Genomic DNA, 13,999 nt, shown 5'->3' on the forward strand with positions numbered 1-13,999 from the left:
ATTTCGTTGTTTGGCGGAATCTTTGGCTTTGACTTACACCATGTAGGTGGAGTTGATGATGGCGCCTTTTCGGGAGTAGTAGATGAGTGCGTCTTGCACGTCGAGCGGATGCGCCGGGATGACACCTTCGATTAGGTCCTCTTCGCGGCCGCCGTGCATACCGAGGCCGAACCGGCAACAGAACACGGTGCCACCCTCGCCGATGAATGTCGCCAGGGCCTCGTTGATGTTCTGCTCACCCGGGAACGCGGCGTCGCCGGTCTTCGGAAAGCCACGTGTGGCAAGGCAATTCATAGAGCCGGGGCCGTAAAAATATAGCGTCGACTCAAAGCCTTGGCGCAGAGCGCGAGTAGCCTGCAGCACCGCGATGAACGAGGCCGACGACTCGTGAGCGATGCCGTGGATCAGGGTGAAGTAGCTCTCCCCGTTCTCGGCTTGGTAGGAGGGAAAGATCTTCGTGGCGCCGTAGATGCTCGAGCCTTTCGACGTCGACGGGTGCGGGATTTCGGCCAGCGACGCTTTGATGTTTGCGGCGATGGATTCGTCAAAAGGCATGGAGTACTCCACATTTCGATGTGATCGGAAGAGTTGGCGACAGTGCCAGGGTGTCGGTGAATGCCGATCTGCCGATTACAGCCGCATACCATTACCAGATGGTTATGGCTGAATTACGCTGATGTATCGTATGCATCACTTTAGTAACATTGTCGAAACATTGTCAGCGTGGCGGCGGGCCGGCCGCGGCCGCGGTGACTGCCGTCACATACCTGCCGTAGGTGCCGGGAAATTGCGCGGCTAGTCTGACGTGTCGTGCGCGTTCTGGTGATCGGGTCCGGTGCCCGTGAGCATGCCTTGCTCCTGGCTCTGAGCCGGGATCCACAGGTCACGGGGTTGGTGATCGCCCCGGGCAATGCCGGCACCGGCCGGCTCGCCGAGCAGCGCGACGTCGACATCACCTCCGGCGAAGCCGTCGTCGCACTGGCCCGCGACGTGGCCGCCGACTTGGTCGTGATCGGCCCCGAGGTGCCGTTGGTACTCGGGGTCGCCGACGCGGTGCGCTCGGCCGGCATCGTGTGCTTCGGTCCCAGCAAGGACGCGGCGCGAATCGAGGGTTCGAAGGCGTTCGCCAAAGAGGTCATGGCGGCCGCGGGGGTTCGGACCGCATCCAGCGAGATCATCGACAACCCGGGACATTTGGACGCAGCGCTAGAGCGTTTCGGCCCACCGGGCGGCGATCCGGCGTGGGTGGTCAAGGACGACTCGTTGGCCGCCGGCAAAGGCGTGGTGGTGACGCCGGATCGCGACGTCGCGCGGGCGCACGCCGCCAGCTTGCTCGAGTCGGGTCATCCCGTCTTGCTGGAGTCGTTCCTCGACGGCCCCGAGGTTTCGCTGTTCTGCGTCGTCGACGGCGCGACGGTGGTGCCGTTGCTGCCCGCACAGGACTTCAAACGGGTGGGCGACGGCGACACCGGTCCCAACACCGGTGGCATGGGGGCCTACGCGCCACTGCCGTGGCTGCCCGATCACGTGTATCGGGATGTGGTCACCCGCATCGTGGAACCTGTTGCCGCCGAGATGGTTCGGCGTGGATCTCCATTCTCGGGTTTGCTGTACGCCGGACTGGCCATCACCGCCAACGGGCCGGCGGTGGTCGAATTCAACTGTCGCTTCGGCGATCCCGAGACCCAAGCCGTGCTGGCCCTGCTGGACTCGCCGCTGGGCCAGTTGCTCTACGCGGCCGGTAGCGGCACGCTCGCCGACTTCGGCGAGGTGCGTTGGCGTGACGGCGCCGCCGTGACGGTTGTGCTGGCGGCCGAAAACTATCCGGGCCGGCCGCGGGTCGGCGACGTCATCATCGGGTCCGAGGCCGAGGGGGTGCTGCACGCCGGGACGACGGTGCGCGACGACGGAGCCACCGTCTCGTCCGGGGGCCGGGTGCTCTCGGTGGTCGGCACCGGTGCCGATCTGGCTGCGGCGCGTTCGCACGCCTACCGCATTCTGGAGTCAATCCGCTTGCCGGGCAGCCATTTCCGAAGCGATATCGGATTGCTGGCCCAAGAGGGCAAGATCGAACTCTAGAACGCCACGGCCTGACCGTCGCGACGAGGATCGCTGGCCGCCACGTATCCGCCATCGAGGCGCCAAATCGCTTGGCAGCTGCCGAAGGCGTTGTAGTCGTCGACGGTGAGCAGGTCGTGCCCGCGTCGGCGCAATTCCTCCAGCGTCGACGGCGAAAACCCTTGTTCGCAGCTGACCTGCAAACCGTCCATCCAGCGGAACCGCGGGCCGTCGCACGCTGCTTGCGGGTTCTGGCCGTGGTCGGCGATGCGCACCATCACCTGAACGTGGCCCTGGGGTTGCATTGGGCCGCCCATCACGCCGAAGCTCATCACGGGTGCACCGTCCTTGGTGACAAAACCGGGGATGATGGTCTGGAATGGCCGCTTGTTCGGGCCGACCTGATTCGGGTGACCTTGTGCGGCAACGAAACCCGCGCCCCGGTTTTGCAGGGAAATACCGGTGCCCGGCACCACGACGCCGGATCCGAAGCCCATGTAGTTCGACTGGATCATCGACACCATCTGCCCCGAGGCGTCCGCGGCGGTGAGGTACACCGTGCCACCACCCGGGGTGCCCGCGGATGCGGTCCTGGCCCGCTCGCGGTCGATCAACCCGGCCCGTTGCTTCAGATACCCCTCCTCCAACAAGTCCTCGGGTCGGATCGACATGTGGTCGATGTCGGAGACATAGGCGTGTGCGTCGGCAAAGGCCAGCTTGAGCGCCTCGATCTGCAGATGCACACTGTCCGCGGAATCCACTGGCAGCGAAGCCATGTCGAAGTGCTGCAAAATGCCGAGCGCGATCAACGCCACGATGCCCTGACCATTGGGCGGGATCTCGTGGACGGTGTATCCGCGGTATCCGCCGCTGATCGTGCCCACCCAGTCGGCGCGGTGAGCGGCCAGGTCACTGGCGCGCATCGCGCCGCCGGTCGCCGTTGCGTGTGCTTCGAGTTGGTTTGCCAGCTCGCCACGATAAAACGCGGCTCCGCCGGTGGTGGCGATCTTTTCCAGGGTGGCCGCATGGTCCGGGAACCGGAACCGCTCGCCCGCACGCGGCGCTCGCCCGTCGGGCAGAAACGCCTCGGCGAAGCCGGGCTGCGATTCGAACACCGGGACCTGAGCGGCCCACTGCTGCGCGATCGTCGGGGAGACCAAGAAGCCGTCACGGCCGTAGGCGATGGTCGGCTCGAAGAGTTGCTCGAACGGCAGCCTGCCGAATTTCGCGTGCAGCTCCACCCACGCCGACACCGCGCCCGGAACCGTCACCGAATTCCACCCGACCACCGGAATTGTGTTGCCGCCGAAGTACTCTGGCGTCCACGCCGCCGGGGAGCGGCCGGAGGCGTTCAAGCCATGCAGATGCTTGCCGTCCCAGACGATGGCGAAAGCGTCCGAGCCGATCCCGTTGGATACCGGCTCCACCAGGGTCAGCGCGATGGCGGTCGCGACCGCCGCGTCGGCGGCGCTGCCGCCCTGGGCGAGCATCCGAAGTCCGGCCTGGGCGGCAAGTGGCTGCGAGGTGCACACCACGTTGGCGCCCAGCACGGGCTTGCGCGGCCAGGCGTAGGGGAAGGACCAGTCGAAAGGTGCGTTCACGCACGCGAGCGTAGCGCTACCGCCGATTCCGGCGGGGCCGTCCCGATGCCACCGCGACCTAGGCGGTCAGCAGCGGCGCCAGCCAGGTCAGCTCGGCCGGTAGCTGGGAACTCCAGAACGCGGGATTGTGGCCGCCGGGTGAGAACCCGCCCGCGGGCGGGTTGGGCAACTGCGCGATGAACTGCTTGGTCGCGTCGTAGAACGGATCACTGTCACCGCAGTCGATTCGGATCGGAATGGACGCCAAGGCAGGCATTCCGAACACCGAATTCGCCGCGAAGTCGTCGGGTCCGTCGAAAGCGCCGGGCGCCGCCGCCCCCGACGACAGCCACAGCGCCGGGCTCACCGCACAGATCGCCGCAGTGCGCGCCGCTCCCAGCTGACCGCCGAGCAACAAGGCGCCATACCCGCCCATTGACCATCCCAGAAACGCCACCCGCGAGGTGTCCAGGCGCTGGGTGTCGAGCATCGGAAGCAGCTCGCCCAGCACCATCGCCCCGGAGTCCTCTCCGGAAGCCCGCTTGTGCCAATAACTGCCGCCACCGTCGACGGCGACGACCGCGAACGGCGGCAATCCGGCGTCGACGGCCTGGGCCAGACCCTGTTCGACACCGCCGGCCATCACGGTGGCCGCGTCACTGCCCTTGCCGTGCAGCGCGATCACCGGTCGCAGCGGCTTCGTCTGTCCCGGCGGCCGCGCGATAGCCCAGTTGGTCGAGATGCCGCCCCGGGCCGCGGACACGAACGAACCGGTCGTCATGGTGGGGGCAGGCTCCGCCGGTGGTGCCGGCGGCTCAAGCGGTGCGGCGGGCGGGGCCATCGGCACCTGCGTGCTGGCCGTCGACACGGGAACGCTGCGAGATGTTCTGGTGTGTAACAGGTTGTCGATCACGAGCGCACCCGTTGCGCCGATGGCCGCGCTGGCACCAAGACCGAGCACGGCGCGGCGGCTGACATCAGGCATGCCGGCCATCATGCCATGTGGGTTCGGTCGGACGTTTGGCGGAAATGGCAATGCAGTACCACTTTGGCTGGCACGATGGCTACTCGTGACTGCAGCGGTTACTCCGAAAGGAGAACGTCGACGGTATGCGCTCGTCAGCGCTGCCGCCGAGCTGCTTGCCGAGGGGGGTTTCGAGGCGGTGCGACACCGTGCGGTCGCGCAGCGCGCCGGCCTGCCGCTGGCGTCCACCACCTATTACTTCTCTTCCCTTGACGACTTGATCGCCCGCGCCGTCGAGCACATCGCGATGATCGAGGTGGCCCAGCTACGCGCCCGGGTCAACGTGCTGTCTCGCCGGCGCCGCGGGCCCGAGACCACCGCCGAGGTGTTGGTCGACCTGTTGGTGGGAGACCTGTCCGACCAGACCCTCGTCGAGCAACTGATCTCGCGGTACGAACGCAACATCGCCTGCACCCGCCTGACCGCGCTGCGCGAGACGATGCGCCGCAGTCTGCGTCAGCGCGCCGACGCCGTGGCCGAGGCGATCGAGCGGTCCGGCCGGGCGGTGCGCATCGAGCTGATCTGCACGCTGATCTGCGCGGTTGACGGTTCGGTCGTCTCCGCGCTGGTCGAGGGCCGTGACCCGCGTACCGCGGCAATGGGCACCGTGATCGACATCATCGATGTGCTCGCGCCCATCGACGAACGGCCGGTGCGGATCTGATCGGTCACCGTTCGGTCAGCTCCGGCGGCAGCGACGGGGTCACGATGTATCCGGTGTCGGCGTCGCCGTAGATGGTGGTGCGCGCCGGGCAACGCACCGAGTACAACGCCACGTAGGCGCAAACCACCGCGTCGACGGGATCCTCGGCGCGGCGCAGTTCGCTTTTGCGCTCTGCGGCCATCACTTGTGCCCGCAGCGCCACCCAGTCGTGGTGATCTGCGACGCGCAGCCGCACGTCGGTGTCGGCGAGCCGTTCCACACGGTCCATCAGCAGCAACAGCTCGGATCGGAGGCGATCCACGCTGCGACCGGGCTTGGCTTTGTACTTCAACGTCCGCTCCAGGCGGAACAGCGCGACAGTCGCGGCGTGCGGATAGACCTCGATGGCGCGGCGCATGCCGGGCGAATCCGGGTCCAGATCCAGGCTCAGCGCGGCGGCCAATCGGCCCCCGCGCGAACCATTCGCGAACTCGGGTCTGCCGGTGTTGGCCGGATGGGCGCCGGCCTCGAAGCGGCGAAAGTCGCGATTCAGCGCGGCCTCGGCCGGGCGGGTGCCGGTCGGGTTGGTCACCACCAGCGGCGCGTCAAATCCGACCACGCAGGGGCCGTGCAGGTAAGGCCGCAATTCGGCCCGGATTTGGTCGTCGTCGCGGACCGCGCAGGCCCGCACCAGGCAACCGTCGGAGTCGACGACCGCGACGCCGGTCGGGTTGCGGACGCCCCAGGCCAGGTCGACGCCGGCGAAGTACATGCCGCGAAACTGTAACTACCGCCGTCCCTACTCTTGGGAAATGCGTTGCCAGTCGCAGTCTCGCGGTCGATAAGCTGACCCGGTGAGCATTCCGAATGTGCTGGCTGCCCGGTACGCCAGCGCCGAGATGGTCGCGATCTGGTCGCCCGAGGCCAAGGTCGTCGCCGAACGCCGATTGTGGCTAGCCGTATTGCGGGCACAAACGGAACTCGGCGTTGCCGTGCCCGCGGACGCGGTCGCCGACTACGAGAGAGTGCTGGAGACCGTGGACCTGGCCTCGATCGCGGCGCGGGAACGGGTGCTGCGCCATGACGTCAAGGCGCGCATCGAGGAATTCAACGCACTGGCCGGCCACGAGCACGTGCACAAGGGGATGACCAGCCGCGACCTGACCGAAAACGTCGAGCAACTGCAGATCCGGCGGTCGCTGGAATTGGTGTTCGCGCACGGCGTGGCCGTGGTTGCGCGGCTGGCCGAGCGGGCGGTGGCCTACCGCGATCTGGTGATGGCGGGGCGCAGCCACAACGTCGCCGCGCAGGCGACCACCCTGGGCAAGCGGTTCGCCTCCGCGGCCCAGGAAACGCTGATCGCGTTGACGCGGCTGCGCGAATTGATCGACCGCTACCCACTGCGCGGCATCAAGGGCCCGATGGGAACCTCGCAGGACATGCTGGACCTGTTGGACGGTGACGCGGTCAAGCTGGCCGAGCTGGAACAGCGTGTTGCCGAATTCCTAGGCTTTACAACGGTTTTGACCAGCGTCGGGCAGGTGTATCCGCGATCGCTGGACCATGACGTGCTCTCCGCCCTGGTCCAGCTGGGGGCCGGGCCGTCCTCGATGGCGCACACCATCCGCCTGATGGCCGGCCACGAACTGGTCACCGAGGGGTTCGCGCCCGGCCAGGTCGGCTCGTCGGCGATGCCGCACAAGATGAATACGCGCAGCTGCGAGCGGGTCAACGGGCTGCAGGTGGTGCTGCGCGGTTACGCGTCCATGACCGCCGAATTGGCCGGCGCCCAGTGGAACGAGGGCGACGTGTTCTGCTCGGTCGTACGCCGGGTTGCGTTGCCGGACAGCTTTTTTGCAGTCGACGGCCAGATCGAGACGTTCTTGACGGTGCTCGACGAGTTCGGCGCCTACCCGGCGGTGATCGAGCGCGAACTGGATCGCTATCTACCGTTCCTCGCCACCACCAAGGTGTTGATCGCCGCCGTGCGCGCCGGGATGGGCCGCGAGGCCGCCCACCACGTGATCCGGGAACACGCGGTGGCAACGGCTCTGGCGATGCGGGAACGTGGCGCCGAACCCGACCTGCTGGACCGGCTCGCCGCCGATGGCCGGCTGCCGCTGGACCGCGCCGCGCTGGACGCCGCGCTCGCGGACAAGCAGGCGTTCACCGGGGCCGCCGGTGACCAGGTCGACGAGGTCGCAGCGGCGGTGGAGGCGCTGGTGAGCAATTACCCGGACGCCGCCAAATATGTTCCGGGTGAGATCCTGTGACGCTCACCGCGGCGCTTTCGGGCATCGACTTCACCGATCTGGACAACTTCGCCAACGGTTTCCCGCACGACCTGTTTGCCGTGCATCGTCGAGAAGCGCCGGTCTATTGGCACGAGCCGACGGACAACACCCCCGACGGCGAGGGCTTTTGGTCCGTCGCTGGCTATGCGGAAACGCTTGCGGTGCTAAAGGATCCACAGACCTACTCGTCGGTGACCGGGGGTGCTCGGCCGTTCGGCGGGACGTTGCTGCAGGACCTGTCCATCGCGGGCCAGGTGCTCAACATGATGGACGACCCTCGGCATTCGCAGATTCGGCGCCTGGTCAGTTCCGGGCTGACGCCGCGCATGATCGGGTTGGTCGAAGACGATCTGCGGTCGCGCGCGCGCCGGCTGCTCGACGACGTGGCGCCCGGTGAACCGTTCGACTTCCTGGTCGATATCGCCGCCGAGTTGCCGATGCAGATGATTTGCATCTTGCTGGGAGTGCCGGAATCCGAACGGCATTGGCTATTCCAGGCCATCGAGCCACAGTTCGACTTCGGTGCCGCACGCCGGGCCGCCCTGCCGCAGTTGTCCGCCGAAGAAGCCGGGTCGCGGATGTATGCCTACGGCCAGGAGCTGATCGCGGCCAAGCGCGCGAACCCCACCGACGACATGTTGTCGGTCGTCGCCAACGCCGTTCTCGGCGACGCCGAGGCCCCGGCGTTGTCGGAGCTCGAGCTATACCTGTTCTTCAGCCTGCTGTTCAGCGCCGGTGCCGAGACGACGCGTAACGCGGTCGCCGGCGGGCTGCTGGCGCTGGCCCAGCACCCCGAGCAATTGGCCAGGCTGCGAGACGATTTCGCGCTGTTGCCGACGGCGATCGAAGAGATCGTGCGCTGGACGTCGCCGTCGCCGTCCAAACGGCGCACCGCCACGCGCGACGTCATCCTCGGCGGCCGGACGATCAGCGCCGGTGCGAAGGTGCAGATCTGGGAGGGTTCGGCCAACCGCGACGGGGACGTGTTCGACCGGCCGGACGAATTCGACATCGGCCGCAAACCCAATCCGCACTTGGGTTTCGGCCAAGGTGTGCACTACTGCCTGGGCGCCAATCTGGCCCGCCTGGAATTGCGGGTCCTGTTCGAGGAGCTGCTCTCGCGTTTCGGCGCGGTTCGGGTGGCCGGACCCGTCGAATGGACACGGAGCAACCGCCACACCGGTATCCGGCACTTGGTCGTGGAACTCCTCGAGGAACAGTGAGGGTCCGGCTCGCCGACATCGAGCCGTCGCCCGATGTGTTCGCCGCGGTGATGGCGACCGGGATCCTGTCTGTCGCGGCGGCCAATCATCACTACGCAAAGATCAGCCAAACGCTGGGCGCCCTCGCATCGGTGGGTCTGGTGTCGCTGCTGGCGCTGGTCATCATGACGCGACGGCTGGCGCACTGGAACCTGCGCGATCCCGATGTCACGTTGCGGCTGTTTACCTTTGTCGCGGCCTGCGCGGTGTTGGACAGTCGGCTGGCGGCCCACCCGGTCTTGGTGTGGGTGCTGGGAACCTCGGCTTTGGTGTCCTGGCTGGTGCTGGTGGCGCTGAGTGTCCGCAATTTCTCGACACGCCGGTGGCCGGCGCTACGCGACCAGGCGCACGGCGCGTGGGAACTGGCCAGCGTGGGAACCTCGGGCCTGGCGATTGTCGCGGTCAAAGTCGCGGGGTCGACCTCCCAGCATTGGTGGCTCGGGATAGCGGTGCCGGTCTGGCTCGCCGGGTTGTGCAGCTACGCCTTGATGACCTGGCTGATCTTGTGGCGCACCGTCACCGAACGTCAGGACCGTGACGGGTTCGAGCCCGACACCTGGATCTTGATGGGCGGCTTGGCGATTGCCACGCTGGCCGGGGAGAACATCTACCTGCACGCGCCGGGCTGGCTTACCGGGCCGGCCGTCGTCGTCACGGTGGCGACCTGGGCGGCGGCCACGCTGTGGATACCGCCACTGATCTATTTCGGCTTGCACCGGATCAGCCGTCGCCCCGAGATGCTGCGCTTCGCCGGTGTGTGGTGGGCCCTGGTGTTCCCGCTCGGCATGTACTCGACGGCGACCTACACGATGGCCGCGGAACTGGACCAGCGATCGCTGGTCACGGTGTCGCTCGTCTTCTTCTGGGACGCGTTGGCGACGTGGCTGATTGTGGTGGCGGCCGGCCTGCTGCGCGCCCGCCACGCCGTCTTATCCGGCACCTAACGCGCGCGCAGCGCGATGCCCGCCGCGCGCAGTTCCAGCGCCGCCAACGCGTGGATCGTGTAGGGATCCTCGCGACGCCAGCCACCGACCGGATCCGCGCTGACCGCGGCCAGCTTCGCCGGTGCGCGGTTGGTCAATGCGCGCAGTGCCAGCAGCTGTTCGCCGGCCGGGGTGGCGATCAGCGCGGTGACCGTCAACTTGCGCCGGAAGAAGCGCAGCCGCAGATAGAGCCACGGCGTGGCCGCCACCAGAATCGGCGCCGCGACGACGGCCAGGGCGAGCAGCACCGCCAGCCAGCTCGCCGTGGTGTCCAGTTCGTGCAGAGCACCCGCGATGTCGACGGCGGCTTGACTGGCCGCGTTGAGCGGCTTGCCGACCGTGTCCCCGATGAGCGGAACATGTTGTGCGCCATGGCCTGCCGAGCCCAGGTTGTCGGCGATGCTGTGGGCGCCGTTCTCGACCTGCCGGCCGGCGTCGGCAATCGTCGAGATGGCGTCGTAGACGGCGGTGCCGATCAACAGCCAGATCGCCGTCCACCCGACGATGACGGCGTCGCTGACCAACTGGGCCAGCAGCCGGCCCGGCGTGGTGGCGTAGGGCAAAAAGCGCGATCTCATGACCTCGATCCCAGCACAGCTCCCGGCCCGACGGACGTGGCGGCGCCCGATAGGCTGGCCGGATGCGCCCTGCACTGTCCGACTATCAGCACTTGGCCAGCGGCAAGGTCCGTGAGCTCTATCGCGTCGACGGCGAGCATCTGTTGCTGGTCGCCAGCGACCGGATCTCCGCGTACGACTTCGTTCTGGACAGCACGATCCCGGACAAGGGACGCATCCTGACCGCGATGAGCGTCTTCTTCTTCGGCCTCGTTTCGGAACTCACTGGCACTCCCAATCACCTGGCCGGGCCGCCGGATGACCCGCGCATCCCAGACGAGGTGCTGGGCCGCGCGTTGGTGGTACGGCAGTTGGAGATGATGCCGGTCGAATGCGTGGCGCGTGGATACCTGACCGGCTCCGGGTTGCTGGACTACCAGGCGACCGGACAGGTCTGCGGCATCGAACTGCCGCCCGGTCTGGTCGAGGCCAGCAAGTTCGCCGAGCCGCTGTTCACACCGGCTACCAAGGCCGCGCTGGGTGACCACGACGAAAACATCGCCTTCGAGCGGGTGGTCGAGCTGGTCGGTGCAGACCGCGCCAACCAGCTGCGCGATCGCACGCTGCAGATCTATGCAAGCGCCGCCGACCACGCCTTGACGAGGGGAATCATCATCGCCGACACCAAGTTCGAATTCGGCACCGACCCGGACGGAAATCTGCTGCTGGCCGACGAGATTTTTACTCCCGACTCGTCGCGGTACTGGCCCGCCGAGGATTACCGAGTCGGGGTGGTGCAGACCAGTTTCGACAAGCAATTCGTCCGCAACTGGCTCACCAGCCCCGAGTCCGGCTGGGACCGGCACGGCGCGATACCGCCACCGCCGTTGCCACCGCAGATCATCGACGCCACCCGCGATCGTTACATCAATGCCTACGAACGGATCTCCGGTTTGAGTTTCGACGAGTGGATCGGTCCGGCGGCATGACGCAGGCCGATGCCCGCACGCCCGCACCACCCGTGGCCAAACGTGTTCCGACGACCCGTGCGCACCACGGTGACGTCTTCGTCGATCCTTACGAGTGGCTGCGCGAGAAATCCAGTCCCGAGGTCATCGCCTATCTCGAGGCCGAAAACGACCACACCGATCGGTCGCTGGAGCAGCTGGAACCGTTGCGGCAGAAGATTTTCGACGAGATCAAGGCACGTACCAAGGAGACCGACCTCTCGGTGCCCACCCGCCAGGGTGATTGGTGGTATTACTCGCGCACGTTCGAGGGCCAGCAGTACCGCGTTCAGTGCCGGTGCCCGATCGCCGACGCCGACGATTGGGATCCGCCGGCGTTGGACGAGAACACCGAGATTGCGGGTGAGCAGATTCTGCTCGATTCGAACGAGGAGGCCGACGGGCACGACTTCTTCGCCCTGGGCGCCGCGTTGGTGAGCCTGGATTCCCAGCTACTCGCGTATTCCGTCGACACCGTCGGTGACGAGCGGTATACCTTGCGGTTCAAAGACTTACGTACGGGCGAAAAATACCCGGACGAGATCGCCGACATTGCGAGTGGGGTGACATGGGCCGCGGACAACCGGACCGTGTACTACTTGACCCTGGACGACGCCCACCGCCCGGACAAGGTGTGGCGGTATCGGCTGGGCTCCGGCGAAGCGGCCGAGCTGGTCTATCACGAAGCCGACGAACGATTCTGGCTCGGTGTGGGGCTGAGCCGCAGTGAAGCCTACGTCTTCATCGCCTCCGGCTCGTCCATCACCTCTGAGGTCCGCTACGCCGACGCGCGGGACCCGCGGGCCGAGTTCACCGTCGTGCTGCCACGCCGGGAAGGCATCGAGTACTCGGTGGAGCACGCGATAGTCGGCGGGCAGGACCGGTTCTTGATTCTGCACAACGACGGCGCGGTGAACTTCACCCTCACCGACGCCCCGGTCAGCGATCCCACGCAGCAGCGGACGCTGATCCCACACCGCGACGATGTGCGGATCGAAGCCGCGGACGCCTTCGCCAGTCATCTGGTGATCAGCTACCGGCGCGCGGCGCTGCCGCGAATTCAGTTGTGGCCCATCTCTTCCGACGGTAGCTACGGTGCGCCGGAGGAAATCGGTTTCGAGTCGGAACTGATGTCGTCGGGCCTGGGCGCCAATCCAAATTGGGTTTCGCCAAAGCTTCGGGTCAGGGCGGGGTCTTTGGTCACGCCCCTGCGGGTCTACGACATCGACCTGAGCACCGGTGAGCGCACGCTGCTGCGGGAGCAACCCGTGCTGGGTGACTATCGACCCGATGACTACATCGAGCGCCGCGACTGGGCGCCCGCGTCCGACGGCACCTTGATTCCGGTCTCGATCGTGCACCGGGCCGGCCTCGACCTTCCCGCCCCCACCCTGATCTACGGCTACGGTGCCTACGAAATCTGCACGGACCCAAGCTTTTCCATAGCACGGTTGTCGCTGTTGGACCGGGGCATGGTGTTCGCCATCGCCCATGTCCGCGGCGGCGGAGAAATGGGTCGGCTGTGGTATGAGCACGGCAAGCTGTTAGAGAAGAAGAACACGTTCACCGACTTCGTCGCGGCAGCGCAGCATCTGGTGGACTCCGGCGTGACGCGCCCGGAACGGCTCGTGGCGTTGGGCGGCAGTGCCGGGGGGTTGCTGATGGGCGCGGTGGCCAACCTGGCGCCGGATCTGTTCGCCGGAATTCTCGCCCAGGTTCCGTTCGTCGACCCGCTGACCACCATCCTCGACCCGTCCCTGCCGCTGACCGTCACGGAGTGGGACGAATGGGGAAACCCGTTGAGCGACAGCGAAGTCTACGCATACATGAAGTCTTATTCACCCTACGAGAATGTCGAGACCAAAAGGTATCCGGCCATCCTGGCAATGACCTCGCTTAACGACACCCGGGTGTACTACGTCGAGCCGGCCAAATGGGTTGCCGCACTGCGGTACGCCAACCCGCACGGGAACACGGTGTTGCTGAAGACTCAGATGGCGGCGGGCCACGGTGGCGTCAGCGGCCGTTACCGGGCATGGCAGGAAACCGCGTTTCAATATGCCTGGCTGTTATCCGTTGCCGACGGCGACCGCCAGGGCGGCGGCGAGGAAGACGATCTCGGTGGCGGTGCGCAGCGGTAGCCGCGTGGTCATCGACTTGGGGGGCTGCGGCATCCGGGATGCGTAGACGTTGGCCGGGAACATGGCCAGCATCAGCACCAGGAGGCACCAGGCTGCAATCGCCCGGGTAGCAGGCAGTAGCAAGCCAACCGCCCCCACGAGTTCCAGCACGCCGGTGATGCTGACGAGCAGGGCGGGCGCGGGTAGCCGGGGCGGGACGATCGCGACGAGGTCGCGGCGCAGCGGAGGCGCGAAATGCGCGGTACCGGTCACGACGAACATGGCGGCCAGGCCGACGGCGATCGGCGCGGTCGATCCGTCCAGGTAATCGACGGCGAACCGGCCGGCGACGCCGGCGACGACGCTGCCCAACAACAGGGTGATCAGCGGGGCCATCGCGAATCCAATCTAGGCAGTGACAAGATGCAACGCTCACGCTAACTCTCCGATCTAGTCAGTGTCAAGATTTAC

The 13,999-nt window shown here is 66.6% G+C and carries 13 protein-coding genes; 7 read left to right on the forward strand and 6 right to left on the reverse strand.

Translation table 11 applies throughout. The annotated features are described in order from the left end of the window. Nucleotides 1–33: 33 nt before the first annotated feature. Nucleotides 34–555 carry an MSMEG_0572/Sll0783 family nitrogen starvation response protein gene (locus AWC25_RS05495; RefSeq protein WP_069401886.1) on the reverse strand — a complete coding sequence of 174 codons (522 nt, stop codon included), beginning with the start codon at nt 553–555 and terminating at the stop codon, nt 34–36. A 255-nt stretch (nt 556–810) separates the two neighbouring features. Here AWC25_RS05495 and purD point away from each other — a divergent pair, with 255 nt between their 5' ends. After that, nucleotides 811–2,079 carry a phosphoribosylamine--glycine ligase gene (gene purD, locus AWC25_RS05500; protein WP_085166452.1) on the forward strand — a complete coding sequence of 423 codons (1,269 nt, stop codon included), beginning with the start codon at nt 811–813 and terminating at the stop codon, nt 2,077–2,079. On the opposite strand, the gene AWC25_RS05505 is transcribed toward purD, so the two are convergent. Both AWC25_RS05505 and AWC25_RS05510 read right to left on the reverse strand, forming a co-directional pair. After that, on the reverse strand, nt 2,076–3,659 hold the full coding sequence (locus tag AWC25_RS05505; RefSeq protein WP_069401888.1) for a gamma-glutamyltransferase family protein: 1,584 nt from the start codon (nt 3,657–3,659) through the stop codon (nt 2,076–2,078). The genes purD and AWC25_RS05505 overlap by 4 nt on opposite strands. A gap of 58 nt (nt 3,660–3,717) precedes the next feature. Beyond that, complete coding sequence (locus AWC25_RS05510) at nt 3,718–4,635, reverse strand: alpha/beta hydrolase-fold protein (protein WP_069401889.1); 918 nt, start codon at nt 4,633–4,635, stop codon at nt 3,718–3,720. A 73-nt stretch (nt 4,636–4,708) separates the two neighbouring features. Here AWC25_RS05510 and AWC25_RS05515 point away from each other — a divergent pair, with 73 nt between their 5' ends. Further along, nucleotides 4,709–5,326 carry a TetR/AcrR family transcriptional regulator gene (locus AWC25_RS05515; RefSeq protein ID WP_069401890.1) on the forward strand — a complete coding sequence of 206 codons (618 nt, stop codon included), beginning with the start codon at nt 4,709–4,711 and terminating at the stop codon, nt 5,324–5,326. Nucleotides 5,327–5,330: 4 nt separating this feature from the next. On the opposite strand, the gene AWC25_RS05520 is transcribed toward AWC25_RS05515, so the two are convergent. After that, the gene (locus tag AWC25_RS05520) at nt 5,331–6,077 is read right to left on the reverse strand and encodes a DUF429 domain-containing protein (protein ID WP_069401891.1); all 747 of its coding nucleotides are present in this window, start codon (nt 6,075–6,077) and stop codon (nt 5,331–5,333) included. An 82-nt stretch (nt 6,078–6,159) separates the two neighbouring features. Here AWC25_RS05520 and purB point away from each other — a divergent pair, with 82 nt between their 5' ends. Genes purB through AWC25_RS05535 form a run of 3 tightly spaced genes read left to right on the forward strand, consistent with a single transcriptional unit; the run spans nt 6,160 to nt 9,805 of the window. Next, on the forward strand, nt 6,160–7,578 hold the full coding sequence (gene purB, locus AWC25_RS05525) for an adenylosuccinate lyase (RefSeq protein WP_069401892.1): 1,419 nt from the start codon (nt 6,160–6,162) through the stop codon (nt 7,576–7,578). Next, nucleotides 7,575–8,822, forward strand: a complete 1,248-nt coding sequence (locus AWC25_RS05530) for a cytochrome P450 (RefSeq protein ID WP_069401893.1) — start codon at nt 7,575–7,577, stop codon at nt 8,820–8,822. The genes purB and AWC25_RS05530 overlap by 4 nt, the downstream gene beginning before the upstream one ends. Beyond that, nucleotides 8,819–9,805 carry a tellurite resistance/C4-dicarboxylate transporter family protein gene (locus AWC25_RS05535; protein ID WP_084229483.1) on the forward strand — a complete coding sequence of 329 codons (987 nt, stop codon included), beginning with the start codon at nt 8,819–8,821 and terminating at the stop codon, nt 9,803–9,805. The genes AWC25_RS05530 and AWC25_RS05535 overlap by 4 nt, the downstream gene beginning before the upstream one ends. Here the strand turns inward: AWC25_RS05535 and AWC25_RS05540 are convergent. Further along, entirely contained in the window at nt 9,802–10,422 is a 621-nt protein-coding gene (locus AWC25_RS05540; RefSeq protein WP_085166453.1) for a hypothetical protein, read from the reverse strand. The two genes, AWC25_RS05535 and AWC25_RS05540, sit on opposite strands and share 4 nt — an antisense overlap. A 62-nt stretch (nt 10,423–10,484) precedes the next feature. Here AWC25_RS05540 and AWC25_RS05545 point away from each other — a divergent pair, with 62 nt between their 5' ends. Then, nucleotides 10,485–11,390 carry a phosphoribosylaminoimidazolesuccinocarboxamide synthase gene (locus tag AWC25_RS05545; protein ID WP_085166454.1) on the forward strand — a complete coding sequence of 302 codons (906 nt, stop codon included), beginning with the start codon at nt 10,485–10,487 and terminating at the stop codon, nt 11,388–11,390. After that, a complete protein-coding gene (locus AWC25_RS05550) occupies nt 11,387–13,549 on the forward strand; it encodes a S9 family peptidase (protein ID WP_069401917.1) in 2,163 nt (720 codons plus the stop codon). The genes AWC25_RS05545 and AWC25_RS05550 overlap by 4 nt, the downstream gene beginning before the upstream one ends. On the opposite strand, the gene AWC25_RS05555 is transcribed toward AWC25_RS05550, so the two are convergent. Then, on the reverse strand, nt 13,478–13,924 hold the full coding sequence (locus AWC25_RS05555) for a DoxX family protein (protein WP_085166455.1): 447 nt from the start codon (nt 13,922–13,924) through the stop codon (nt 13,478–13,480). The genes AWC25_RS05550 and AWC25_RS05555 overlap by 72 nt on opposite strands. Nucleotides 13,925–13,999 lie beyond the last annotated feature (75 nt).

The sequence above is a fragment of the Mycobacterium sherrisii genome (genome assembly GCF_002102355.1).
In the GTDB taxonomy this organism is placed as follows: Bacteria; Actinomycetota; Actinomycetes; order Mycobacteriales; family Mycobacteriaceae; genus Mycobacterium; species Mycobacterium sherrisii.